This window comes from Pseudomonas sp. NBRC 111140 (assembly GCF_001320885.1).
In the GTDB taxonomy this organism is placed as follows: Bacteria; Pseudomonadota; Gammaproteobacteria; order Pseudomonadales; family Pseudomonadaceae; genus Aquipseudomonas; species Aquipseudomonas putida_P.
The window spans coordinates 1-23,736 of the sequence record NZ_BCBQ01000053.1 but is presented as its reverse complement, the minus strand read 5'-3'; the positions used below and the strand labels follow the sequence as shown (position 1 = coordinate 23,736).

Genomic DNA, 23,736 nt, shown 5'->3' with positions numbered 1-23,736 from the left:
CGTTGGGGTTGGACTGTAGGGGGCGAACGGGGGGCTGAATAATGATTAATACGGATCGGGTGATAACGGCCAGTTATCACCCGACGTTCGGCCTCATTCGGCCATCTGCAACTCCGGCAATTTCACCCGGAATGCGCGCGTCAGGCCCATCAGCACTACCAGGCCCATGCCCAGCCAGCACAGGCCAATGGTGAACGACAGGCTGGTCAGGCTGCTCCACAGCCACAGCGTGCTGAGAAAACCCAGCCCAGGAATGGCACCGTACAGCAGGTAGTTGCGGCCGCCGCGCAGTTTCTGGTCGACCAGGTAGTGCTTGACCACCGCCAGGTTCACCGCCGAGAAGGCGAACAGCGCGCCAAAGCTGATCATGTTGGCGACGGTATCGAGGGTGATCACCAGGGCGATCATCGACACCAGGCTGACCACCAGGATGGCCGTGGCCGGCACGCGCTTTTTCGTCGCCAGCTGGCCGAACGCCCGCGGCAATGCGCCGTCGCGGCCCATGGCGAACAGCACGCGCGATACGCTGGCCTGGGACACCATGGCCGAGGCGAAGCAGCCGGCCACGTAGGTGGCGGTGAACGCGGTTACCAGCAGCTCGCCGCCTACCCGGCGCATCACGTCCACCGAAGCCGAATCGGGGTCGGCGAAGCTGCCCCAGTCGGGGAACACCATCTGTGCGCAGTACGACACTACCAGGAACAGCAGGCCACCGATCAGCGACACGGCCAGAATCGCCACGGGAATGCGGTAGGTCGGGTTGCTGGTTTCCTCAGCCATGGTCGACACCGCGTCGAAGCCGAGGAACGACAGGCACAGCACGGCGGCGCCGGTCATGATCAGCGGCACACTGAAGCCTTCGTGGTGAAAGGGCGCCAGCAGCGACACCGGCTCTGCCTGCCCACTGAGCTTGAGCACGGACAGGGCGACGAAGACGATGATGAACACCAGCTGCACCACCACCAGGATCCAGTTGACCCGGGTGATCGACTCGATACCGATCAGGTTGAGGAAGGTGACCAGGGCTATGGAGCCGGCCACCCACACCCAGGCGTGGATGGCCGGGAAGTATTCCGACATATAGATGCCGATCAGCAGGTAGCTGAGCAGCGGTAGAAAGATGTAGTCAAGCAGCAATGTCCAGCCGGTGATGAAGCCGATGTGGCTACCGAAGGCTTTGCGCGTGTAGGTGTAGACCGACCCGGAGTAGGGGTGGGCCTGGACCATGCGGCCATAGCTGTAGGCGGTCAGCAGCATGGCGGCGAGGGTCAGCAGGTAGGCGGTGGGCAGGTGCCCTTTGGTCATCTGAGTGACCAGCCCGTAGGTGGTGAATACGGCCAGGGGCACCATGTAGGCCAGGCCGAACAGCACCAGGGCGGTCATCCCCATGGACTTGCGCAAGCGGCCGGTGCTGGCGTCGGGTTGTGTGGGTGCATGCGGGGTGGGGCTATGTGCGGGGCTATGGGCTGTACTTGTTGTTGTATGCATTGCTAACTCCTGGAAAGGGATGCAGGACACCGCAGTACGCGAGCAGGCTCGCTACCGGTGGGCGTTGTGCAAGGAGGTCGAGCGAAAGGCTCGCAGCGCTGGGCGGGTTGATGCTCCCACACCCTGCAGGCACCCGGAATCACCCTTTGGGGTGAGCAGGGGCGGACCTTGTCCGGCTCACCCCAAAGGGTGATTTCGGTGTCCGCAGGGCCGTGGGAGTATCTGGTCAACAACGCACCGCACAGGCGGCGGTGCCACTGAAAAGAAACGGCAGGCCCACAGTGACGACTCAATTGCTTTCAGAACACTGGTTCGAGCACCAGGCCAAGGTCACCGAGGCAATCGGCCGGCCGGGCTTTGCCGCCAACCTGTTTGCCGCACTGGGTGTGATCCGGCCCATCCAGGCCACCACGGTGTACCTGTACCCGCACGATGGCATGCCCTGCGCGCTGTTCGAGCAGGACGACAAGGCGCCTTGGCAGCCCGAGGGCAATGTCAGCCGCTACCTGTCTGGCTTCTACCTGCTCGACCCGTTTTACGGTGCTTGCGTGGAACAGGTCGAATCCGGCTGTTACGGCCTGTTCGAGGTGGCGCCCGACCATTTCGAGGTCAGCGAGTACTACCAGTCGTTCTACCGCCACTCGCACCTTGAGGATGAGCTCAACTACATCCTGCAGGTGGCGAACGGGCAAAGCCTGGCGGTTTCGCTGGCCTTCACCGACAAGCTCGATGGGCAAAGCCGCACGCTGTTCGGGCTTGTCACGCCTTGGGTGCTGGCGGTACTCAGCAAGCATTTTGCCGGGCTGGACAGCCGCGCCGGGCGCTTCGAGAACATCCTCGAGCAACGCATCCACGCCGCGCTGAACAACTTCGGCAGCTCGTTGCTGACCGAGCGTGAATGCCGCATCGCCCAACTGATTCTGCGCGGTCACTCGACCAAGTCGCTGGCCGAGCGTCTGGGGGTGTCGGAAGACACCATCAAGTCGCACCGCAAGAACGTCTACGCCAAGCTAGACATCGGTACCCAGTCCGAGCTGTTCTCCCTGTTCATCGACGCGCTGGCCAATGCCCAGGGCGTGCTGGGCAAGGACCCGCTTGAAAGCTACATGGGCAAGCTGCGCTGAGTGCCAGCCACCCTGCAACCCCACCGCAAAGGAAAACCAACAATGAACGCGCCTTTCGCCCCGCAACGCCAGACCCGCGACTACCAGGCAGCCGATGCCGCCCACCACATCCATGCCTTCCTCGACCAGAAGGCGCTGAACGCCGAAGGGCCACGGGTGATCGTCGGTGGCGAGCGCCTGCACCTGTGGGACAGCGAGGGCAAGCGCTACCTGGATGGCATGTCCGGCCTGTGGTGCACCCAGCTTGGCTATGGCCGCCGTGACCTGACTGCCGCCGCCGCCACGCAGATGGACCAGCTGGCCTACTACAACATGTTCTTCCACACCACCCACCCGGCGGTGATCGAACTGTCCGAGCTGCTGTTCAGCCTGCTGCCAGGGCACTACAGCCACGCGATCTACACCAACTCCGGCTCCGAGGCCAATGAGGTGCTGATCCGTACCGTGCGCCGCTACTGGCAGGTGGTCGGCCAGCCCAGCAAGAAGGTCATGATCGGCCGCTGGAACGGCTACCACGGCTCGACCCTGGCGGCCACGGCGCTGGGCGGCATGAAGTTCATGCACGAAATGGGTGGGCTGATTCCGGACGTGGCGCACATCGACGAGCCGTACTGGTACGCCGAGGGTGGCGAGCTGACCCCGGCCGAGTTCGGCCGCCGCTGCGCCCTGCAACTGGAGGAAAAAATTCTCGAGCTGGGTGCCGAAAACGTTGCCGGCTTCATTGCCGAACCGTTCCAGGGCGCGGGCGGCATGATTTTCCCGCCAGAAAGCTACTGGCCGGAAATCCAGCGCATCTGCCGCCAGTACGACGTGCTGCTGTGCGCCGATGAAGTGATCGGTGGCTTTGGCCGCACCGGCGAATGGTTCGCCCATGAATACTTCGGCTTCGAGCCCGACACCCTGTCGATTGCCAAAGGCCTGACCAGCGGCTATGTGCCAATGGGCGGTCTGGTACTGAGCAAGCGCATTGCCGAGGCGTTGGTGGAGCGTGGCGGGGTGTTCGCCCACGGCCTGACCTATTCCGGCCACCCGGTGGCGGCGGCGGTGGCCATTGCCAACCTCAAAGCGTTGCGCGACGAAGGCATCGTGCGCCAGGTAAAGGACGACACCGGGCCGTACCTGCAACGCATCCTGCGTGAGGAGTTCGCCGATCACCCGTTGATCGGCCAGGTGCAGGGGGCAGGGTTGGTGGCGGCGCTGCAGTTCGCCGAGCACAAGCCGACGCGCAAGCGCTTTGCCAACGAGAACGACCTGGCCTGGCAGTGCCGCACCTTTGGTTTCGAGGAAGGGGTGATCATTCGTTCGACCCTGGGCCGGATGATCATGGCGCCGGCCTTGATCGCCAACCACAGCGAGCTGGATGAGCTGGTGGAGAAAACCCGGATTGCCGTTGACCGCACGGCGCGGTTGGTCGGCAAGCTCTAACCCGCTCGCAAGCCCGGCACACTTCCTGTTGGAGCGGATAAACCCGCCCCAGCAGGGAGCGCGTAGCCTTTACGAAAAGACTGCTCCAAAGCGATCAGGAGTACAAATGTACACCCTCGAATTCTGGCAACAACGCGCCTCGGACCTGTACCTGCCGTCCCAGGCGTTGATCAACGGCAAACCCGTCAACGCACAGGACGGCGCCACCTTCGCCGCCATCAACCCCGCCACCAACAAGGTATTGGCACAGGTGACTGCCTGCGGCCAAACCGAGGTCGACCTGGCTGTCGCCAGTGCCCGCCGAGCTTTCGAGCAAGGCCCGTGGCCACGCATGGCCCCTGGGGAGCGCAAGAAGGTGCTGCTGCGCTTGGCCGAGCTGATCATGGCCCATCGCGAAGAACTGGCCTTGCTGGACTCGCTGAACATGGGCAAGCCGGTGATGGATGCCTACAACATCGACGTGCCGGGCTCGGCACATGTGTTCGCCTGGTACGGTGAGGCGCTGGACAAGCTGTACGACCAGGTGGCGCCCACCGCGCCGAATGCGCTGGCCACCATCACCCGCGAAGCACTGGGTGTGGTCGCGGCCGTGGTGCCGTGGAACTTCCCCCTCGACATGGCCGCCTGGAAGCTTGCCCCGGCGTTGGCCGCCGGCAATAGCGTGGTGCTCAAACCCGCCGAACAGTCACCGTTCTCGGCCTTGCGCCTGGCCCAACTGGCGCTGGAAGCGGGCTTGCCGGAAGGCGTGCTGAACGTGGTGCCGGGGCTGGGCGAGCAGGCCGGGCAGGCGCTGGGCCTGCACCCGGATGTGGACTGCCTGGTGTTCACCGGCTCTACCCAGGTGGGCAAGTACTTCATGCAGTATTCGGCGCAGTCCAACCTCAAGCAGGTGTGGCTGGAGTGCGGCGGCAAGAGCCCCAACCTGGTGTTCGAAAACTGCCAGGACCTGGACCTGGCTGCGGAAAAGGCCGCCTTCGGCATTTTCTTCAACCAGGGTGAGGTGTGCTCGGCCAACTCGCGGCTGTACGTGCAGCGCGCCATCCATGATGAATTTGTCGAGCGTCTGCAGGCCAAGGCCCGCCAGTGGTTGCCGGGTAACCCGCTGAACCCGGCGAGCCGCGCCGGGGCCATTGTCGATGCCGAGCAGACTGGGCGCATCGAGGCCGCCATTGCGCGTGCCGGGCAAGAGGGCGCGCGGTTGGTGTGTGGTGGCCGGCGCCTGACCCTCGACGGTTCGGACAACTACATCGAGCCGACTATCTTTGCCGGTGTCGAGGGCCGCATGAAGCTGGCGCGCGAAGAGGTGTTCGGGCCGGTGCTGGCCGTCAGCGCCTTCGACACGGAAGAAGAAGCGGTGCGCCTGGCCAACGACAGCATCTATGGCCTGGCGGCCTCGGTGTGGAGCGATGACTTCAACCAGGTACACCGGGTCGCGCGGGCGTTGAAGGCCGGCACCGTGTCGGTGAACACGGTTGATGCACTGGATGTGACGGTGCCATTCGGCGGGGGCAAGCAGTCGGGCTTTGGCCGCGACCTGTCGCTGCATTCGTTCGACAAGTATTCACAACTCAAGACCACCTGGTACCAGTTGCGCGCCTAAGCGCCTGGCGCACTATTTGCCGTGCCTGTGAGATCGAGCGCCGCCCGCGCGGCGCTCGATCTCACAGGCGCTGCAAATCCACCGGCAGGCACCTGAACGGCCTAACCCCATACTAATTTCCGTAACCCCAGCAAAAAGCTCACGCGCACTCTACACTGCTCCGGATATCAGCCAAGGCAATGCGCCATACATGGAGTACCTGGGATGGGCTACGTGTCGAATGGTCGTGCCTCTGGAAACGCCGGATGGGGTATTTCACTGCAGTGGCTGGTGGCGCTGGCCATTGTGCTGGGTATGCTGCTGCTGGGCGCCGCCCTGGCCTGGCAAGGCTATCGCGGCATTCGCCAGACCCTGGTAGCCGCCGCAGGCGATTCCGCCTTGCAAATGGGTAAGACCATCGACGAGCGCGCCCGGCGCCTGATCGACCCGGCGCAAAGCAGTATCCGCCTGCTTGCCTACAACCCAGCCGCGCACACCCTGGCGCAGCGCCTGGAGCGGTTGCCGCAGCTGGTGGAAACGCTCGACGCCAACCGCATGCTTAGCGCCGCCTACCTGGGCTACCCCAATGGTGATTTCTTGCTGGTACGGCGCTTGCGTGACCCGCAATTGCTGCAACTTTTCAGCGCGCCACCAGGCACGGTGTTTCTGGTGCAAAGCGTCAACCGTGAGGGTGGGGCGGTACAAGGCGAATGGCGCTTCTACGACCGGGCATTGAACTTGTTGCAGACCCAGGCCAAACCCGAGTACCGCTACGATCCGCGCCTGCGTCCGTGGTTCGTCGAAGCCGCAGCACAAGCCACCACCGTGCTGACCCGCCCCTACGTGTTTTTCACCACCCGGGAAGTCGGCCTGACCATGGCCCAGCGCAGCGTCGACGGGGGGACCGTGATCGGCATGGACGTGTCGGTCAATGACCTGGCCAGCGAAACCCAGGACTTGCGCATGACGCCCGGCACCGAGATTGTCGTGGTCGATGACCAGGGCCGCGTGGTGGCCTACCCAGACCTGCAACGGGTGATCGTGCACGAGGGGCAGGGGGTGCGCCTGTCGAGCGTTGGCGAACTGGGTATTGCCAGCTTGCAGCACCTGTTTGCCGACCTGCCGGCAGGCACCCAGCCGCAGCCTTACCTGGTGGATGGCCTGACCTGGTACGGCATGCGCGTGCAACTGACCACCTTGGCCGGGCAGAACCTGCAAGTGCTGATTGCCGTGCCGGCTGATGAGTTGCTGGCCGGCGCACGCAAGGTGTTGTTCGAGCAGTTGCTCTGGACAGCGGCACTGATGGTCGTCCTGCTGGTGCTCGGCGGTGTGATTGGCCGGCGCATCGCTCGCCCGTTGCGGCGTTTGGCCGAACAGGTGCAGGGCCTGGCCGGTTTCGATTTCGGCCGTGAAGTGGGGGTGCATTCGCGGGTGACCGAGGTGCGTGAGTTGAGCCAGGTGCTGAGCCGCATGTCTGGCACCATCGGCAACTTCCAGGCGATTACCCTCACGCTCAGCCGCGAACGCGACCTGGAGCACATGCTTGATGGTGTTTTGAGCCACCTGGTGAAGGCCGCAGGGGTCAACGCCGGCGTGGTGTACCTGTACGACGACGAGCGTGCACTGCTGCGCCTGGCCGCCTCTTGCCGTGGCGAGCAGTACCCGGTTGAACTGGTCGTGGACAAAGGCGACCAGCAGCGCCTGGCCGTTGCGGTGACCCAAGCCCTTGGCTTGCACGAGCATAGCCTGGCCGTGGTGCTCAATGACCGTAGCCAAGCGCTGCTGGGCATTCTGCTGTTGCAACTGGACGAAGCGCCTGGGCGTGCGCAGGCAGGTCAGCCGTTCCGGCGCTTTGTCGAGGAGCTGTCCGGGGTGGCGGCGGTGGCCATCGAGACGCGCCAGCTGGCCGAAGCCCAGCGGCGTCTGATGGATGCCATGATCAAGCTGCTGGCCGACGCCATCGATGCCAAGAGCCCCTACACCGGCGGCCACTGCGAACGGGTGCCCCAGCTGGCGCAGATGCTGCTGGACCAGGCCGTGGCAGCTGACAGTGGCCCCTACGCCAGCTTCAGCATGACCGAGGCCGAACGTTACGAATTCCGTGTGGCAGCCTGGTTGCACGATTGTGGCAAGGTCACCAGCCCCGAGTACGTGGTGGACAAGGCGACCAAGCTTGAGACCCTGTACAACCGCATTCATGAAGTGCGCATGCGTTTTGAAGTGCTCTGGCGCGATGCTGAACTTACCTACTGGCAGGGCCTGGCCAGCGGTGCCGAGCCGCAGGCCTTACGACGTGCCTTGAGCGTTGCCCAGGCCGAGCTGCAGGGCGACTTTGCCTTCGTCGCCCAGGCCAACATCGGCGGCGAGTTCATGCAGGACGCCGATATCCAGCGCTTGCAACAGATCGGCCAGCGCCGCTGGCTGCGCCATTTCGATAACCGCCTGGGTATCTCCCGTGATGAAGCGGAGCACCTTGCCGGCGTGGCGCAACCTGCGCTACCGGTAGCGGAACCATTGCTGGCCGACCGCCCCGAGCACTGTGTGCCCTGGGGCGCTCGCACGCCGCCGGTGGGCAAGGACGACCCGCGCAATACCTGGGGGTTCGACATGCGCTTGCCAGCCCACGCCAGCAACCACGGCGAGCTGTACAACCTGGCGATCCGCCGTGGCACGCTGAATGACGAAGAGCGGTTCAAGATCAACGAGCACATCGTGCAGACCATCATCATGCTCAGTTCATTGCCGTTCCCGCGCCACCTCAAGCGGGTACCCGACATCGCAGGCAACCACCACGAGAAGATGAACGGCAGCGGTTACCCGCGCCGGCTGGGCGAGCAGGACCTGGGCATTGCAGAACGGGTGATGGCGATTGCCGATATCTTCGAGGCGCTGACAGCGGCCGACAGGCCTTACAAACCGCCGAAGACCTTGTCCGAATCGGTGAAGATCATGGTGTTCATGGTCCGCGACGGGCACCTCGACGGGCAACTGCTGCAGCTGTTCATCAGCAGCGGGGTGTACCGCCAATACGCCGAGCGCTTCCTGCGCGCCGAACAGATCGACGAGGTGGATGTGGCCTACTGGCTGGAGCAGATACGCTGCCCGGCCTGAGCGCTACTGCTTGCCCAGGCGCTTGTACAAGGTAGTGCGCGAGATACCGAGTTCCTTGGCGGCGGCGCTGACGTTACCGGCATGGGCCAGCAGGACGCGCTCGATCACTTCCTGGGTAGCGTCGGCAAGGTTGCACGACGTCACGTGCGCCTGGCCTTGCAGGTCGTCGGGAAGGTGCTGCAGGTTGATGCACGGTTCGCCAGCGGCCAGCACCCCGACCAGGCGCGCCACGTTGTCCAGTTGCCGCAGGTTGCCCGGCCAGTGGTAGGCCTGCAATTGGCGCCTGGCCTCTGCCGCCAGCGGCGGGAAGCCTGGGCGCTGGAAGAAATTGTCGATCAGTTGCGCCTTGTCCAGGCGCTGTTCCAGGGCAGGCAGGGCCACGCGCAGGCCGTCCAGGCGGTAGAACAGGTCCTCGCGAAAGCCGCCGCTGCTCACCAGGCTGGCGAGGTCCTTGTGGGTGGCGGCGATGACGTGGGCCTTCAGCGCCACGCTGCTGGTGCTGCCAACACGGGTGATCTGCCGCTCCTGCAAGGCACGCAGCAGCCGGCTTTGCAGGGCCAACGGCATGTCACCGATTTCGTCCAGCAGCAAGATGCCGTCGCCGGCGGACTCCAGCAGGCCCACGGCGCCGCCTTTGCGAGCGCCGGTGAAGCTGCCTTCGGTGTAGCCGAACAGTTCAGCTTCGATGAGGCTCTCGGGCAGGGCTGCGCAGTTGATTGCAATGAACGGGGCCTGTGGGCAGCAGTGTTCGTGCAGCGCCTTGGCGAACACTTCTTTACCAGAACCGGTCGGCCCGGTGATCAGCACCGGCAGGTTCCCAGCCACGGCCTTGCAGGCATCTGCGAAGCGGGCGTTGACCCGCCGGTCGCTGCCCAGCGCCGTGTGGCTGGCCCGCAGTGGCCGTGGCTTGGCGGCAGGCTGCGCCAATAGCCGGCCATACAGGCGAGAGCCGTCGGCCAAGGCCAGCAGCTGCGGCGAGTCATCCAGGCCGTTGTGGCCAGGGCGGTCGAACAGTTGCTCCAGCGTCAGCCCTTCAGGGCGGTAGCTGGGCACGCCCAGCAACTGCTGTGCGGCGCGGTTGGCTGCGTACACCGTGCCATCGTCGTGCACGGCTAGCAGCGCCTGCAGTGGCGAGCCGAGCAGCCTTGGGTCGTGTTGCAGCTCCAGGATGCGGCAGCCCGGCAGGCCGTGGAAGAAATTGTTTTCGGTCGCCAGCGCCGCATGTTTGAGGCGTTCGAGCATGGTCCCGGCATTGCGTGTGCCGATACCGGTCAGGTCCAGCGCCCCGAGCAGCTCGCCATTGACCCCGCGCAATGGCACGCTGACGCAGAAAAACTGGGCAAACTCCTGCAGGTAATGCTGGTTGCCGGCAACGATCGCCGGCAGGCCGTCCATCAGCGTGCAGGCCGGGGCAGTGGTGCCGACGTCGACCTCGCTGACCCGGCGCCCGGTGTGCAGGGCCGACAACGGGCCGTCGATGCCTGATGGCTTGCGGGTCTGGACAATGCGGTTATCCGGGTTGACGCAAAACAGCATCCAGTGCGAATCGCCAATCAGTTCCCATAACCGTTCCAGCTCTGGCTGCACGCAGGCAGCCAGTTGGCTGTCGGCCTCGGTCAGTGGCAGCACATCCAGCTGCCCGTGTGCCAGGCGCGGTTGCCACGGGCTGAGCCCGGCGGCCCTGGAACGCTCCCACGAACGCTCGATAGGTTCCGGCAGCAGCCCGTTGGGCAACGGCAGGCCTTCGGCGAACTGCTGGCGGGCGCTGTGCAACTGGAGTTGTAGGCGATCCATGGGTACACCTTGTGAGGGTTTACGGCACGCTGCTGACTGCGCACGTTGCGCCGCTGCCAGCAGCGCGTCAAGGCTGCCGAGCATCAGAACAGCAGCAGCGCCCGCAGGTTGACCCCGGTGTCCTCCTGGAAACCACCGACCACGCGGGTGTCGTGGGTCAACTGGCCGCTCAACTGCACGGTGCTGCCGACCATCTGCTGAAACTCCAGACGCATTTGCTGCACCTCGGTCTTCTGCCCCGTGTAGTCGCCCGACAGGTGCTGCTTGCCGCCTTCGCTGGCGGAGAAGCCCAGGGCCAGGCGCTGGGCCGGGTTGAAGTCGTAGCGCAGGTTGGTCTGCAACTGGTAGGTCGTGTCCTGGCGCAATGTCTGGCTGCCGCTGCCGGCCTTGTCGTTGCTGCCATAGAACACGGCATCGGCATACCACTCCATGGACCAGCGGCCCCACAGCGGTTCTACCCAGCCCAGTTGCAGGTCGCCTTTCCAGCGGTTTTCGCCCAGGTTCACACCGGCGCCGCGGTCGTATTGGCCCCACGGCAGGTACAGCAGTGGGGTAATGCCGAAGTAGCGGCCGCTGGCGCCCAGCCCAGGCTGGTTTACCAGCCAGAAGGTGGCACCGATGATCGGGTCGGCCATGCCGCTGTTGCTGCCCAGCGACTGCCCGCCAACCTTCACGTCGTAGACATGGCCAAAGGGCAGCAGCAATTGCGGGTCCACCGTGATACCGCCGATTTCGGTGAAATGGATCAGGCGCAGGATGCTGATGTTGGAACGCAGGCTGGTGCCGTGCGTGGCGTCGGGCGCACCGTCGCCGTTGAAGCGGTCGGCGCGGCTGAATTGCTGGTACCAGGCGGCGACGTTGGTGCCTGGGGGCAGCGCCGTGTAGTCGCCGGCATTCACATCGACAGCCAGGGCCTTGGCTGAAACCAGCACGCAGGCCAGCATGCCCCAGGCAAGGCTGGAGTTCTTTGTCATGTCAGGGGTTCCCTTGTTCTTGTTATGGCGTGGGGCAGCCCTTGGCTGCCCCTGGGGGCGTTACTTCTGGATACGGATGATCGGTTTCAGCGTCAGGCCTTTTTCGCTGTCCTCGGCGGCCTGGTTGATCTGTTCGAAGTCATAGAAACGCACCAGCTTGTCGAAGGCGAAGCGGCCCTGCAGGTACAGGTTGACCAGCTCGGGGATGAACTTCTTCGGCACGCTGTCACCCTCGACGATGCCGCGAATGACCTTGCCGCCCAGCAGCAGGTCGTTGACGTCGAACTGTGCAGTGGTGCCCAGCGGCGGCGCACCGACCACCCCCAGTGCGCCACGGCTGCCAAGGGCATCCACGGCCTGGCGCAGCACTTCCGGGCGCCCCGTGGACTCCAAGGCGAACTGCACGCCGCCGCCGGTGATTTCGCGGATGGCTGCCACCGGGTCGGTTTCACGGCTGTTGACCACGTGGGTGGCGCCCAGCTCCAGGGCCAGTGCCAGACGCGAAGGCACAACGTCGACCGCGATGATGGTGGCGGCGCCTGCCACTTGCGCGGCCAGCACGGCGGACAGGCCCACCGCACCGCCGCCAAAGGCGGCAAAGGCGCTGCCCGGGGTGACCTTGAGCGAGTTGATCACCGCGCCGGCGCCGGTCTGAATACCGCAACCCAGCGGGCCAAGCAGCTCGATTGGCGCTTCCTTGGGCACCCGCACGGTGTTGTTCTCGCGCCCCAGTGCGTAGGTGGCGAACGACGACTGGGCGAAGAAGTGGTCATTCAGGGCGTGGCCTTGTTCATCCTGCAGCGCATGTTCGCCTTCGGGGCCAGCACCACTGAAATTGCGCCCGAAAAAGTCCTGGCAGTAGGCGGCCTGGCCGGCGTCGCAGGCCAGGCAGTGGCCGCAGTAGCCGTAGGTCATCACCACGTGGTCGCCCACGGCCAGGTTCTGTACCAAAGGGCCAACGGCCTCGACGATGCCAGAGCCTTCGTGCCCCAGCACCGCTGGCAGCGGTACGGGGTAGTACTGGTCGCGCACGATCATGTCGGTGTGGCACATGCCGGTGGCGACGATGCGCACCAGCACCTCATCACCTTGCGGCGCACGAATACGCGCCTGTTCCAGCACGAAGGGGGCGCCTTTGCCACGGGTGACGGCAGCTTGAATGGGGCGAAACAGAGGTGTTGTCATTGTTATTGTTCTCCGGGGTTACAGGGGGTAGGCAGGCGCTTGGCCCTTGAGGGTCAGCCATTGCCATTGGGTGAACTCTTCCCAGTTGGCGGCGCCACCGATGCTGCTGCCGTTGCCGGATGCACCCACGCCGCCGAAGGGGTTGATGACCTCGTCGTTGACGGTCTGGTCGTTGATATGCAGAAGCCCGGTGCGCAATTGTTCGCCCAGGCGCAAGGCGCGGCCGGTATCGCGCGACAGGATGGCAGCGCTCAAGCCGTAGTCCGTGTCGTTGGCTAGTTCCACGGCCTGCTCATCGCTATCGAACGGCACCACCACGGCCACGGGGCCAAAGATTTCCTCGTGAAATGCCGGGTTGTCACGCTGCACGTCGCTGAGCACGGTCGGCTGGAAGAACAGCCCGTCAGCCGCACCGCCGGTTGCCAGCGTTGCCCCGGCAGCGCGTGCGGCGTCGACGATGCGCAAGGCGTTGTCACGCTGGGCCGCGTTGATCAGCGGGCCTAGGTGTACCTGGCCGCTGGCCGGGTCGCCCACCGTCAGGCTGCGTGCCTTGGCCACCAGGCGCGCGACGAACGCGTCATAGATGCCCCGTTGCACCAGCACCCGGCCGGTCGACATGCAGATTTGCCCCTGGTGCAGGTACACCCCCCAGGTAGCGTTGGCGATGGCCAGGTCCAGGTCGGCGTCGTCGAGGATGATCAACGAGTTCTTGCCTCCCAGTTCGAGCGAGACTTTCTTCAGGTGGCGACCGGCAGCTTCGCCCACTTTGCGGCCAGCGGCGGTGGAACCGGTGAACTGGATCATCGCCACGCTGGGTGACGCAGTCAGCGCTGCACCGGCCTCTGCGCCGCCCGGCAGCACATGCAGCACGCCTGCCGGCAAACCTGCCAGCTCGAAGATGCGGGCGATGACATGGCCGCCGCACACTGCGGTGCGCGGGTCGGGCTTGAGCACGACCGCATTGCCCGTGGCCAGTGCCGGGGCAACCGCACGCATGGCCAGGTACAGCGGGAAGTTGAACGGTGAAATGACTCCGATCACGCCCAGCGGGCGGCGCCGCGCGATGCTCAGGCGGCCGGCTGTGGAAGGCAGTACTTCGCCTTGGCTGCGCGAGGGAAGGGCACAGGCTTCGTGCAGCGCTTTGATGCTGATGGAGGCCTCGAAGCCGGCCTTGGCCTGGGTCGAGCCACTTTCGCGAACGATCCAGTTGGCGATCTCGGCCTGGTATTGCTCGGCGATAGCGGCGGCCTTGCGCAGGACTTTGGCGCGTTCGTCGTAGGGCAGGGCATACCAACTGCGCTGGGCCGTGGCGGCCTCGCGCGCGCTTTGCTCCACCTGTTTGGCACCGGCGTTGGCCAGGGCACCCAGTGCCACGCCATTGCCAGGGGAGGTAACGGCGGTGGCGGGCAGCTCACCGGGTACCCAGGTACCGGTGAACAGCCGCTCGTTCCAGAGTTCGTTGGGCAGTAAGGTATCCACGCAAAGCATCCTGTGTTGTTGTGTTCACGGATGCTTGTTGCAGGGGGTGTGCCAAGGTGCAGCGGCCATAGAATTCAGGAGCTGCGGGCCTGGCGGTGTTCACAACCTGAACAATCGACGGTTTTGCGAGTGTTCATTTTCTGAACAGGGCGCTGCAAGCCTTTCGGCTTGCCTCACTCGTATCCTTGCGCCCCGGCAATATGCCGCCCGGCCACATAGCCGAAGGTCAGCGCCGGCCCCAGGTTGATGCCGCCCGATGGGTACCAGCCACCAAACACGCTGGCCATGTCGGTACCCGCCGCATACAAACCTGCAATCGGCTGCCCGGCCTCATCCAGCACCCGGGCATTGCCGTCGGTGCGCAGCCCGGCAAAGGTGCCGAAGCAGCCGGGCTGTACTTTCACCGCATAGAACGGCCCGTGCTCGATGGGTGCCACGCAAGGGTTGGGGCCTTTGTGCCCAGGGTCGCCTTGCTTACGGTTGAACGGCGTGGAGCCCCGGCCAAAGGCGGGGTCCTGGCCATTGCGTGCGTGCTTGTTGAAGTCGCTGACCGTGGCCCTTAACCCGGCCGGGTCAATGCCGCAGGCATCCGCCAACGCTTCCAGCGTGGCGCCTTGCTTGAGGTAGCCGCTGCGCACATGGGGCCCCACCGGCAACGGCGCGGGGCGGGCGTGGCCCAGCCCGTAGCGGCGCAGGAACCGATGGTCGCAGACCAGCCACGAACACACCGCTTCATCCTGCGGCACCGCCGCGACCATCGCCGATACATAGTCGTAGTAGCCATGCGCTTCATTGACGAAGCGCTTGCCGTTGGCCAGCACGCCGATAATGCCCGGCTTGCCGCGCTCGATAATGTGCGGAAAATGGCCGACGCTGCCGTCGCGGTGCGGCACCTGCGAAACCGGTGCCCAGGCCACCGGCGATTTCAAGTCGGTGGCAACCACGCCACCGGCAGATTCCCCCAGGCGCAGGCCATCGCCCGAGCAGCCCTTGGGCGGCAGCGCCAGGTTGTCGTGGCCGCTGGCATCGCGGGGGAACAATTGCCGGCGGCGGGCGTTGTCGTTGGGGAAGCCGCCTGCCGCCAGCACTACGGCCTTGGCGCGAATCAGCTGCTCGCCCTGCGGTGTGGCCACCCGTGCCCCGCGCACCTGGCCATCCTCGACCAGCAGGTGCTTGGCCGGCGCCGACTCTTGCAGGTGCACGCCCAGGTCCTGCGCCGATTTGGCCAGGCGCGCCACCAGCGCCACGCCGTTGACCAGGTGCATCGCCCGGCCGTAGCGGGCCAGGTGGTACAGGTGGCGGCCAAAGCGTTTGCACACATGCAGCAGGGCTTTGGGCGAGCGGGTCATGTTGAGAAAAGCAGCAAGGTCGGCGCCGGCCATGATCGGCATGCCCATGAACGAGGTTTCGCGCAGGGTCTTGCGCAAGCGCGGCAGCAGGGCGCCAACCTCGCGGGCGTCATAGGGCGCGGCGATCACCTGGTGCCCGCCCTGGGCTGCCCCCGGTGTGTCGCCATGCATGTCGGGTATACCGTTGCCGTCGGCAAACTGCAACGCCGTGTGCTTCTCGAAAAACGCCACCATGTGCGGGCACGCTTCAAGGAAGGCATCGACGCGCTCGGCGTTGTAGTTAGCCCCCAGTTCATGGCGCAGATAAGTGCGTGGCTGTTCGATGTCTTCTACGATGCCGGCCCTGCGCGCCAGTGGATTGCGCGGCGCCCAGGCCCAGCCACCGGACCAGGCGGTGGCACCGCCAAACACCGGTTCCTTCTCCACCAGGATCACCTTCTGCCCATGCCAGGCAGCCGTTACGGCCGCAGCCAGCCCGGCGGCGCCAGAGCCTATGACCAGTACATCGCATTCGGTTTCGAAGGGAGCGGAAGGCATCACGGGATTCCTGTATTGTTATTGGAACAAGGTTCCATATTCTTGTCGGCAGCGTCTCGGCCTGCAAGGGCAGGCGGGTTGTGCCAGGCAAGTACTGGGCGATCATCGGACATTCACAGTCGCTGGCGCTGCGCTGGCTAGCGACGATGTGGAATCATCTTCTAGAATTCGCAAAAAAATCAGGGACCTGTGTCATGGCTGGTAGTCAGATCGAACGCGCCTTCAGTCTTGTAGAAAGCCTTGCCGGTGAGCCCCAGGGGCTACCGCTGCAAACCCTGGCCGAGCGCCTGGACATTCCCAAAAGCGCTGCCCACCGCATGCTCACCGAGCTGGTGCGGCTGGGCTATGTGCGACAAAACCGGGAAAGCAGCCGTTATCAGCTATCGGCCAAGCTGGTCGCGCAGGGCTTTCGTTACCTGGCCAGCAGCGGTGCCGACATCATCCAGCCGATTCTCGACCGCCTGGCCCAGGACAGCGGTGAACTGGTACGCCTGGGTGTGATCGAGGGCGTCCGGCAAACCTGGATCGCCAAGTCCCAGGGCGCCCGCTCCGGGCTGCGCTACGACCCGGACATGGGCCGCGATGCGCCGCTGTTCTATACCGCCTCCGGGCATGCCTGGCTGGCCAGCCTGAACGATGAGCAGGCGCTGCAGATGGTGTTGCGCCAAGGCATTGCCGACCCCGCTCAGTTCGGCCCGAATGCACCGCGCTCCACCGATGAGCTGCTCGCCTACCTGCACCGCGCCCGCGAGCGTGGCTACGCCTGGGTCGAGGAAACCTCCGCCATTGGCACGTCGGCCCTCGCCGCAGTGGTGCGCCGCCCGCAAAGTGACGAGGTCATCGGCGTGCTGAGCATCGCCGGGCCCAGCGCGCGCCTGGCACAAAGTCGCCTGCCCGAGCTGGCACCGCTGCTGCTGGCGGCGGCGGACGAACTGTCGGCTGCCAGCCGCGCCAGCGAGTTGTTCGCTTGAAGGCATAAAGCGGTCGATTACCGCACAGTCTGTTGCGCCGGTTCTTCTGAAAAGCTGAACCAGGTTCTAAATTGTTGATCGTTGATTCTGGAGCTGAGTTTCAGAATTCACAAAACAACAATGACAAGAGGACAGGCTGTTGAACGCACCCCTTCGTATTGCCTTGATCGGCGCTGGCATCATGGGCCGCCAGCACTACCAGCACTTGCGCAATGTGCCGCAAGCCCAACTGTGTGCCGTGGCCGACCCCGGCCCACAGGCCGAAGCCTTCGCCGCCGAGTGCGGTGTGCCTTGTTTTGCCGACCATCGCCAGATGCTTGAGCGTGTGCGCCCGGAGGCGGTGATCATCGCCAACCCCAACAATCAGCATGTGGCCACCGCGTTGGATTGCGTCGAGGCCGGCGTGCCGGTGCTTGTAGAAAAACCGGTAGGCGTACATCTGGATGAAGTTCGGGCACTGGTAGAGGCTTCGCGTCGGTGCAATGTGCCGGTGCTGGTCGGCCACCATCGCCGGCACAACCCGCTGATCGCCAAGGCGCACCAGGTGATCAGCGAAGGTAAGCTGGGCCGGCTGATCAACGTTACCGCGCTGTGGCAGTTGCAAAAGCCCGACAGCTATTTCGAAACCCCCTGGCGTCGCGAGCCAGGGGCGGGTTTTTTGCTGACCAACCTGATCCACGACCTGGATCTGCTGCGTCACCTGTGTGGTGAGGTTGTGCAGGTGCAGGCGTTCACCCGCAACGATGTACGTGGTTTTGCCAACGAAGACAGCGCAGCAGTACTGCTGCAATTCGCCAATGGCGCGTTGGGCAGCCTGACGGGCTCGGACGCGGTGGCCGCGCCCTGGAGCTGGGAGCTGGACTCTGGCGAAAGCCCGATCTACCCGCGCCAGGACGGTCAGCCGTGTTACATGCTGGCTGGTACTCAAGGGGCGTTGAGCATTCCCCAGCTCAAGCGCTGGCATTACGCCGAGGCCGGTTCGGGCTGGCACACGCCGCTGCTGCAGTGCGAGGAGAGCATCCCCGCTGGCGAGGCGTTGACCCTGCAGTTGCAGCGCTTCGTGCGGGTTGCCCGTGGTGAACAGGCGCCGCTGATCGATGCCGCCGACGGTGGCCGCACCCTCGCGCTGATCGAAGCGATCCGCCAGGCAGCCGAAAGCGGCCGGGCCTGCGCGCCCGAGCACATTGGCTGAAGCAACCTTACTCTTTACTGGTGACGATAAATGACTGATCGGATTTTCTCCCTCGCGGCCCTGACGGTACTCGAGCTGTCCCCACCGGACATGGTCGAGGCTGCCGCCCGCGCGGGTTACAGCCACGTTGGCCTACGCCTGGTGCCCGCTACCGAACACGAGCAGCACTTCCCGTTGGTGGCCGATGCCGACCTGCGTCGGCAGACCCAGGCGCGCCTGCGCGACACCGGCATCAAGGTGCTCGACCTGGAGATTCTGCGCCTCAAGCCGGAAACCTGCGTCGCCGATTTCGAACCGATCCTGGCGGTGGGCGCCGAGTTGGGGGGCACCGAACTGCTGGTGGCTGGCAACGACCCGGACGAAGCGCGGCTGACCGAACGCTTTGCCGCTTTGTGCGAGCTGGCGGCGCGCTACGGCATCTACCCGCACCTGGAGTTCATGCCCTGGACCGACGTGCGCGACCTGCGCCAGGCCATGCGAGTGGTGGCCAACGCCGACCACGCCAATGGCTGCGTGCTGGTGGATGCCTTCCACTTCAACCGATCCCACTCATCGTTGGACCACCTGGCGCAGTTGGCTCCGCAGCGCATGCGCTATGCCCAGCTGTGTGACGTGGCCGGCCCAGTACCGGCCGACATGGACGAGATTCTGCGCCAGGCGCGTAACGAGCGACGCTTCCCCGGTGATGGCGATGCCGACCTGGTCAGCCTGCTGCGCGGCTTGCCGCCAACCGTGCCGCTGAGCCTGGAAATACCCACACGGCAGTTGCAGGAGCAGGGCATCAGCGGCGAACAGCGCGCGCGCATGGCGCTGGAGAAAGCCCTGGCGGTGTTGGCCAAGGTCTGATTTCGACCGGCAGCGCCCCCTTTTGTAGGAGCGGCCTTGTGTCGCGAAAGGGCCGCAAAGCGGCCCCAGATTCTCAGGCGTGTTGCAGAAATCGCTGGGGCTGCTTTGCAGCCCTTTCGCGACGCAAGGCCGCTCCCACTGTCATGGCCATTATCACCAGCCCAAAAAAAGGGCCCGCAAGGGCCCCGTAGAGAAAAGTGGCTAGCGCTCTCAGGCGCTCTCGACCTTGCGCGGTGCCATGAAGTACATCCACACCAGCGCCAGGAAGTACATGGTCGGGATCATGGTGAACAGCACGGCATAGTTGTTGTGGGTAGCGGTCAACACGCTGCCGACGATTTGCGTCATGAACATCCCGCCAATCGCCGCGCACATGCTGCCAAACCCGAACACCGTGCTCACCAGGTGCTTGGGTGTGTAGTCCATCACCAGGCTCCAGATGTTCGCCGTCCACGCCTGGTGCGCGCCCACGGCCAGCGAGATGGCGGCCACTGCAACCCAAAGGCCACTGGCGTTGGCGGCAAAGATGACGCTGAGCATGGTGCAGGCGAAGATCAGCATCGACACCAGCCGCGCAGTCGTGGCACGCACGCCACGGCCAATCAGCCACGACGACAAGATGCCACCACCGATGCTGCCAAAGTCCGCCGTCAGCCAGATGATGATCAGCGGGATGCCCATCTGGGTCACGTTGATGCCCAGGCTGTACTGCTGGTTGAGGAATGGCGGCAGCCAGTACAGGTAGAACCAGAACACCGGTGCGGTAATCGCATAGGCCACTGCAAACGCCCAGGTGCCACGCAGGCGCAGGATACGGCTGAACGGCACGCGGGTCGGCTCGGGCTCGTCGTCCTGCTGGATGTACTGCACCTCGCTCTGGCGCACGCTGGGGTGGTCTTCGGGGTTGTAGTACTTCAGCACCCACAGCACCACCCATACCAGGCCCAGGCTGCCCATGGCGATGAACGCGGCCTGCCAGCCCCACACGGCGAGGATCAGCGGCAGCAGGGCCGGGGTGACCATGGCACCGACGTTGGTGCCGGCGTTGAACAACCCGGTGGCAATCGCTCGCTCACCCGCTGGGAACCACAGGCGCACGGTCTTGACGCAAGCCGGGTAGTTGGCGGCCTCGGTCAGACCGAGGATGAAGCGGCACACCATGAAACCTGCCGCCGAGGTAGCCAGGCCATGGGCACCGGTGGCCAGGCTCCACAGCAGCACGGCGAAGAAGAAGGCGCGTTTTACCCCGACTTTGTCGATCAGCCGGCCCTGCAGCAGAAAGCCGATGGCGTAACCGACCTGGAACCAGAAATTGATGTTGGCGTAGTCCATCGCCGTCCAGCTCATTTCCTTGGCCAGCACGGGCTGCATGATGCCAAGGGCGGCGCGGTCGATGTAGTTCAGGGTGGTGGCGAAGAACACCAGGGCAAGCATGCCCCAACGGGTTTTGCCGACGCCGAAGGCGCCGCGAAGCTTGTCGCCGATCGAACCCTGGGACATCCGGGGCGCGGCGGGGGTGATCTTGGAGTGGTTCATAAACTGCTCGTTTCTTGAAATTGTATTCAGCTGCGGTGCTACGGGTACGTGACCGGTTCCCAGGCAGGGGGGCACGCAAGGCCGGTGCATGGTGAGCAGTGAAGGCGGCAGCGTCAATTCAAGAGACGGGCTACTGTTCGGTTACCGAACGGTTGCGTTGGCCTGCGGGCGCGGCAGGGGTTCACGTTGTAAAAGGGTAGAAGGCTTTTGACCTGGTTGCTGGATGGTGCAGGTTGATGCCTTATGCGTTCAATCGCGATTTGGGCCGAAAAACGGCCCGAATCACCCATCGGGCCGGCGTTGGATTTCAATCAATGAGCCAACCTTGGTCACCCTCGATCAGCGTCCCGCCGTGGCTGGTGGTGTCTCCCTCCCTTACTGCCGGTTGGCCCTCGATGATCGTGCAGGCAGCACCGGTTTCGATAAGGGCGCCGCAACTGATGCGGTCACCCACGCGCGCGACGGCCCTGCCATCCACGAATGTTGCGCTTGCGCCGGTTTCCACAGTGCCTTCGCCATGAATCGGGCAGTTGTGTCGATGGCCTACGAGTACGATGGGCTTCATTTGCGCTTCCTTTTTTTGGGTTGAGCTGGAGTTTCTTCGAAGGCTGCTGGGGGCGGTGGGGCTGCGCGGACGTTGAAGAGCTTGCAGATGAAGTACCAACAGATGGCAACCGTGAGGTTGTAGGGGAACAGCACGGCCCAGAACGGTAATTGCCAGTTCTTTTTGCCCTGCATTTCACCGGGCTCGCCGGTTCGCCAAGGCGCATAGTGTTGCCAGGCTTGCGCTGGGGTTAGGCAGATGGCGTGCAGTGGCTTGTGCCACCAGTTGGGTTCGCCGGGCGGAGGGAGCTTGTCTGGGCCGTGGGCCATGAAGTGGCGGAGGTATTCCCAGACTTCGGCGACGTGCTTTACACCGGGTTCGGTGGGTTCGTTGCTGTCGACCCACAGGCAGTCTTTTTGGTGGAGGGTTCCGTCTTCCCGGCGAGGGGCGAAGGCGAGGGCATAGCTGGTGCTGAACGAGGAGCCGCCGAATTCGGTGCGTTTGAAAAGGCCGCCTCCGGTATTGCTCCATTCAAAGACCAATACCTTGCTCAAGCGTTGGTAGTAGATTTTTTGGGTTGATCGGTTGAGGCAAATGGTAGATAAGCCCTTTATAAAGAAAATTCGATAAGCTAGGAAAGGAGTGAACACGAAGGGCGTTATTAAAAACAAGAGCATTAATATCATATCCTCATTGTATAGGTCCGCGATGTGTGGGGAGAGGTAGGGGTACATGCCAATCAATAGTGTGATCGTCATTGCGCAGTATAGCTTTCCCATAAAAACGGAATCTGTTACCCATGGGTTTCGCAGGCATAATGTATTTTCGGATACGTTTGCCAATTGCCCCCCAATTGCAGGTTTGTGCCCTGAGTCTGTGGTTGAATTGAATAGCCAGATGGTCGCCATGATCAGCGCTCCAGACGAAAAATTGAAAGAGTCTCATTGTCTTCGTCCAATCCTTGGTTGGCACTGTAGGTTAGATGCAGTGAGACATGACTTTGGTTGGCTAGCGTGCTCTCGAAGTGCAGAACTAAACCAGCACCTACGATGTAGCCAGTCGGGGTAATTGGAAGCACGTCCCTTCCTTGGTCATCACGGTGGGCGTTTAAGCTACCTGACCATTCGCTTATCCCCTGCACAAAGCCTGGCAGCAACACTGTGAACTCAACGGTTGGCTGAGGTGCGACTACTTCGTTATGTGTGATCGCTGTCCAGTTTGGCGGAGACCAATGATTGTTCTGATGCCACCTAGTGTCGACATGAGTTACGCCGAGTGATAGGGCTTGCTCGGCGGATAGTAGTTTTGGCCCGTAATGCTCATTGTGCCAAGCTTTGACTTCCGTTTGCAGCGAGGCGAACACAGGCAGTTTCTTCTGATAATCCAAGATAATACCTGGACGTATCTCTCCATCATTATTGCGATTGCCGAAGATACTACGTGCTGCCCATAACTCAATTGGGCTGTGAAGGTGTTCATGTGCTTTGGCATGGAGGTAGAGGCCCCCTCCCATGATGGCGACGCCTACGAGGACAAGGGCCGCTGCGGCCCAACCGGCGAAGGGGACAAACGATGTGGCGCCTGCAACGGCAAGTCCTGCCTCAAGGGTGACAGCAGAGCCAATAGCCATGATTACTCCACCAGCTATAGTGTATCTGCCTGCAGTGGAGTCACCGTTGTCGAACTGGCGCAATCCCTTTGACCAGTCTGAGAACAGCCCAAATGCTATTGCTGGATATCCTGCTAAACGTGCGAACAAGTTACTGCTCAGGAACTTGACAATTCCGTTGCCAAACGCCATACCCGGTGCTGTTGAGCTTAACCGCAGCATCACCGCCTTCTGCGTTGCTCGCACGCTGACCCCTGTGGCTGCCGCTGCACCGATCACCCCGAAAATCGATGAAGCAAATCCCAAGGTGTATTCCGGGGCATTGCTCTTCTGCAGGCTGTTGTAGGCCGTCTTGAGCGACAGCACGTTGAACCACAGCATGCCCGCGTTCAAACCACCGCCAACGCCCGAGGTGAGCAGGCCGAGAAAATTGGGTTTCACTCGCGCTGTGGTCGTCAGTTCGATCAACACGTTCCGGCTACCCGAGATGCGCAGCTCTTTCAGTTCTTCGACCTGCGCCATGCCGCTCTTCAAGTACTTCTGTACTTCCTGGCTGAACGGATTTTCCGTGATGGCCTGGCTGGTGATCCGATAGCGCGCTGCCAATAGCCCCAGCGCTTTCTCGGCATTGCCTTCACGCGCCGCCATCAACACCTGCTGACGCAGACCATGGCTGGCATCCCAGCGGGTCTGCCCGCGCAGGCGCTTGAGCACCACGGTATTGACCGTCTGGGCGGTGAGGTCGGTGATGCCGGCCATGGCCGGGAAGCGGCCGGCCAAGTCTTCGATCACGTTGTCGCTGGCACCGAGCAAACTGCCGATCGAGTCGGCCTTGTCCTTGAACGGGTTGAACGGTGCCAGGGCGGTGTACAGCGGGCTGTCGTGTTGATCGAGCCACTGTTCGAGCCGTTTGAAGCGCCGATCCTGTTCCTCGGTGCCAGGGGCCGGCTGGCCCATCGGCTGAATCAGCAACGCCAAGGAAATTTCCAGACC

16 protein-coding genes and 1 pseudogene are annotated in these 23,736 nt (G+C 63.6%); 7 read left to right on the top strand and 10 right to left on the bottom strand.

Annotated features, from left to right (window positions below):
• Positions 1-93 precede the first annotated feature (93 nt).
• Positions 94-1,488: an APC family permease gene (locus APH42_RS17395; RefSeq protein WP_012272873.1), complete on the bottom strand. Its 1,395-nt coding sequence runs from the start codon at positions 1,486-1,488 to the stop codon at positions 94-96.
• A gap of 281 nt (positions 1,489-1,769) precedes the next feature.
• On the opposite strand from APH42_RS17395, the gene APH42_RS17390 reads away from it, so the two are divergent.
• The 4 genes from APH42_RS17390 to APH42_RS17375 all read left to right on the top strand — a co-directional run bounded on the left by APH42_RS17390 (position 1,770) and on the right by APH42_RS17375 (position 8,727).
• Positions 1,770-2,612, top strand: a complete 843-nt coding sequence (locus APH42_RS17390) for a helix-turn-helix transcriptional regulator (protein ID WP_012272872.1) — start codon at positions 1,770-1,772, stop codon at positions 2,610-2,612.
• Positions 2,613-2,654: 42 nt separating this feature from the next.
• On the top strand, positions 2,655-4,037 hold the full coding sequence (locus tag APH42_RS17385; RefSeq protein WP_060493860.1) for an aspartate aminotransferase family protein: 1,383 nt from the start codon (positions 2,655-2,657) through the stop codon (positions 4,035-4,037).
• A gap of 106 nt (positions 4,038-4,143) precedes the next feature.
• A complete protein-coding gene (locus tag APH42_RS17380) occupies positions 4,144-5,637 on the top strand; it encodes an aldehyde dehydrogenase (protein ID WP_060493859.1) in 1,494 nt (497 codons plus the stop codon).
• Between the two features lie 204 nt (positions 5,638-5,841).
• Entirely contained in the window at positions 5,842-8,727 is a 2,886-nt protein-coding gene (locus APH42_RS17375; protein WP_060493858.1) for an HD domain-containing phosphohydrolase, read from the top strand.
• 3 nt (positions 8,728-8,730) lie between these two features.
• Here APH42_RS17375 and APH42_RS29275 read toward each other — a convergent pair whose 3' ends face one another.
• The 5 genes from APH42_RS29275 to APH42_RS17350 form a co-directional block, all read right to left on the bottom strand.
• On the bottom strand, positions 8,731-10,521 hold the full coding sequence (locus APH42_RS29275) for a sigma-54-dependent Fis family transcriptional regulator (RefSeq protein ID WP_082421415.1): 1,791 nt from the start codon (positions 10,519-10,521) through the stop codon (positions 8,731-8,733).
• Positions 10,522-10,604: 83 nt separating this feature from the next.
• On the bottom strand, positions 10,605-11,495 hold the full coding sequence (locus APH42_RS17365) for a transporter (protein WP_060493857.1): 891 nt from the start codon (positions 11,493-11,495) through the stop codon (positions 10,605-10,607).
• Between the two features lie 60 nt (positions 11,496-11,555).
• Positions 11,556-12,680, bottom strand: coding sequence for an NAD(P)-dependent alcohol dehydrogenase (locus APH42_RS17360; protein ID WP_060493856.1), 1,125 nt, complete (start codon positions 12,678-12,680; stop codon positions 11,556-11,558).
• 18 nt (positions 12,681-12,698) lie between these two features.
• Positions 12,699-14,168: a benzaldehyde dehydrogenase gene (locus APH42_RS17355; RefSeq protein WP_012272865.1), complete on the bottom strand. Its 1,470-nt coding sequence runs from the start codon at positions 14,166-14,168 to the stop codon at positions 12,699-12,701.
• A 164-nt stretch (positions 14,169-14,332) separates the two neighbouring features.
• The gene (locus tag APH42_RS17350; RefSeq protein ID WP_060493855.1) at positions 14,333-16,045 is read right to left on the bottom strand and encodes an FAD-dependent oxidoreductase; all 1,713 of its coding nucleotides are present in this window, start codon (positions 16,043-16,045) and stop codon (positions 14,333-14,335) included.
• Positions 16,046-16,239: 194 nt separating this feature from the next.
• Here APH42_RS17350 and APH42_RS17345 point away from each other — a divergent pair, with 194 nt between their 5' ends.
• The 3 genes from APH42_RS17345 (at position 16,240) to APH42_RS17335 (ending at position 19,054) form a co-directional block, all read left to right on the top strand.
• Positions 16,240-17,016 (top strand): IclR family transcriptional regulator, encoded by a 777-nt coding sequence (locus tag APH42_RS17345; RefSeq protein ID WP_012272863.1) that lies wholly within the window; start codon positions 16,240-16,242, stop codon positions 17,014-17,016.
• A gap of 139 nt (positions 17,017-17,155) precedes the next feature.
• On the top strand, positions 17,156-18,208 hold the full coding sequence (locus APH42_RS17340; RefSeq protein ID WP_082421414.1) for a Gfo/Idh/MocA family protein: 1,053 nt from the start codon (positions 17,156-17,158) through the stop codon (positions 18,206-18,208).
• 30 nt (positions 18,209-18,238) lie between these two features.
• Positions 18,239-19,054, top strand: a complete 816-nt coding sequence (locus tag APH42_RS17335) for a sugar phosphate isomerase/epimerase (RefSeq protein ID WP_012272861.1) — start codon at positions 18,239-18,241, stop codon at positions 19,052-19,054.
• A gap of 210 nt (positions 19,055-19,264) precedes the next feature.
• Here APH42_RS17335 and APH42_RS17330 read toward each other — a convergent pair whose 3' ends face one another.
• The 4 genes and pseudogenes from APH42_RS17330 to APH42_RS17315 form a co-directional block, all read right to left on the bottom strand.
• Positions 19,265-20,590 carry an MFS transporter gene (locus APH42_RS17330; RefSeq protein ID WP_060493854.1) on the bottom strand — a complete coding sequence of 442 codons (1,326 nt, stop codon included), beginning with the start codon at positions 20,588-20,590 and terminating at the stop codon, positions 19,265-19,267.
• A gap of 307 nt (positions 20,591-20,897) precedes the next feature.
• Complete coding sequence (locus APH42_RS17325; protein ID WP_060493853.1) at positions 20,898-21,155, bottom strand: PAAR domain-containing protein; 258 nt, start codon at positions 21,153-21,155, stop codon at positions 20,898-20,900.
• A complete protein-coding gene (locus APH42_RS17320) occupies positions 21,152-22,042 on the bottom strand; it encodes a DUF6708 domain-containing protein (RefSeq protein WP_012272858.1) in 891 nt (296 codons plus the stop codon). The genes APH42_RS17325 and APH42_RS17320 overlap by 4 nt, the downstream gene beginning before the upstream one ends.
• A gap of 2 nt (positions 22,043-22,044) precedes the next feature.
• A pseudogene (locus APH42_RS17315) lies at positions 22,045-23,736 on the bottom strand (hypothetical protein); the annotation flags it as partial.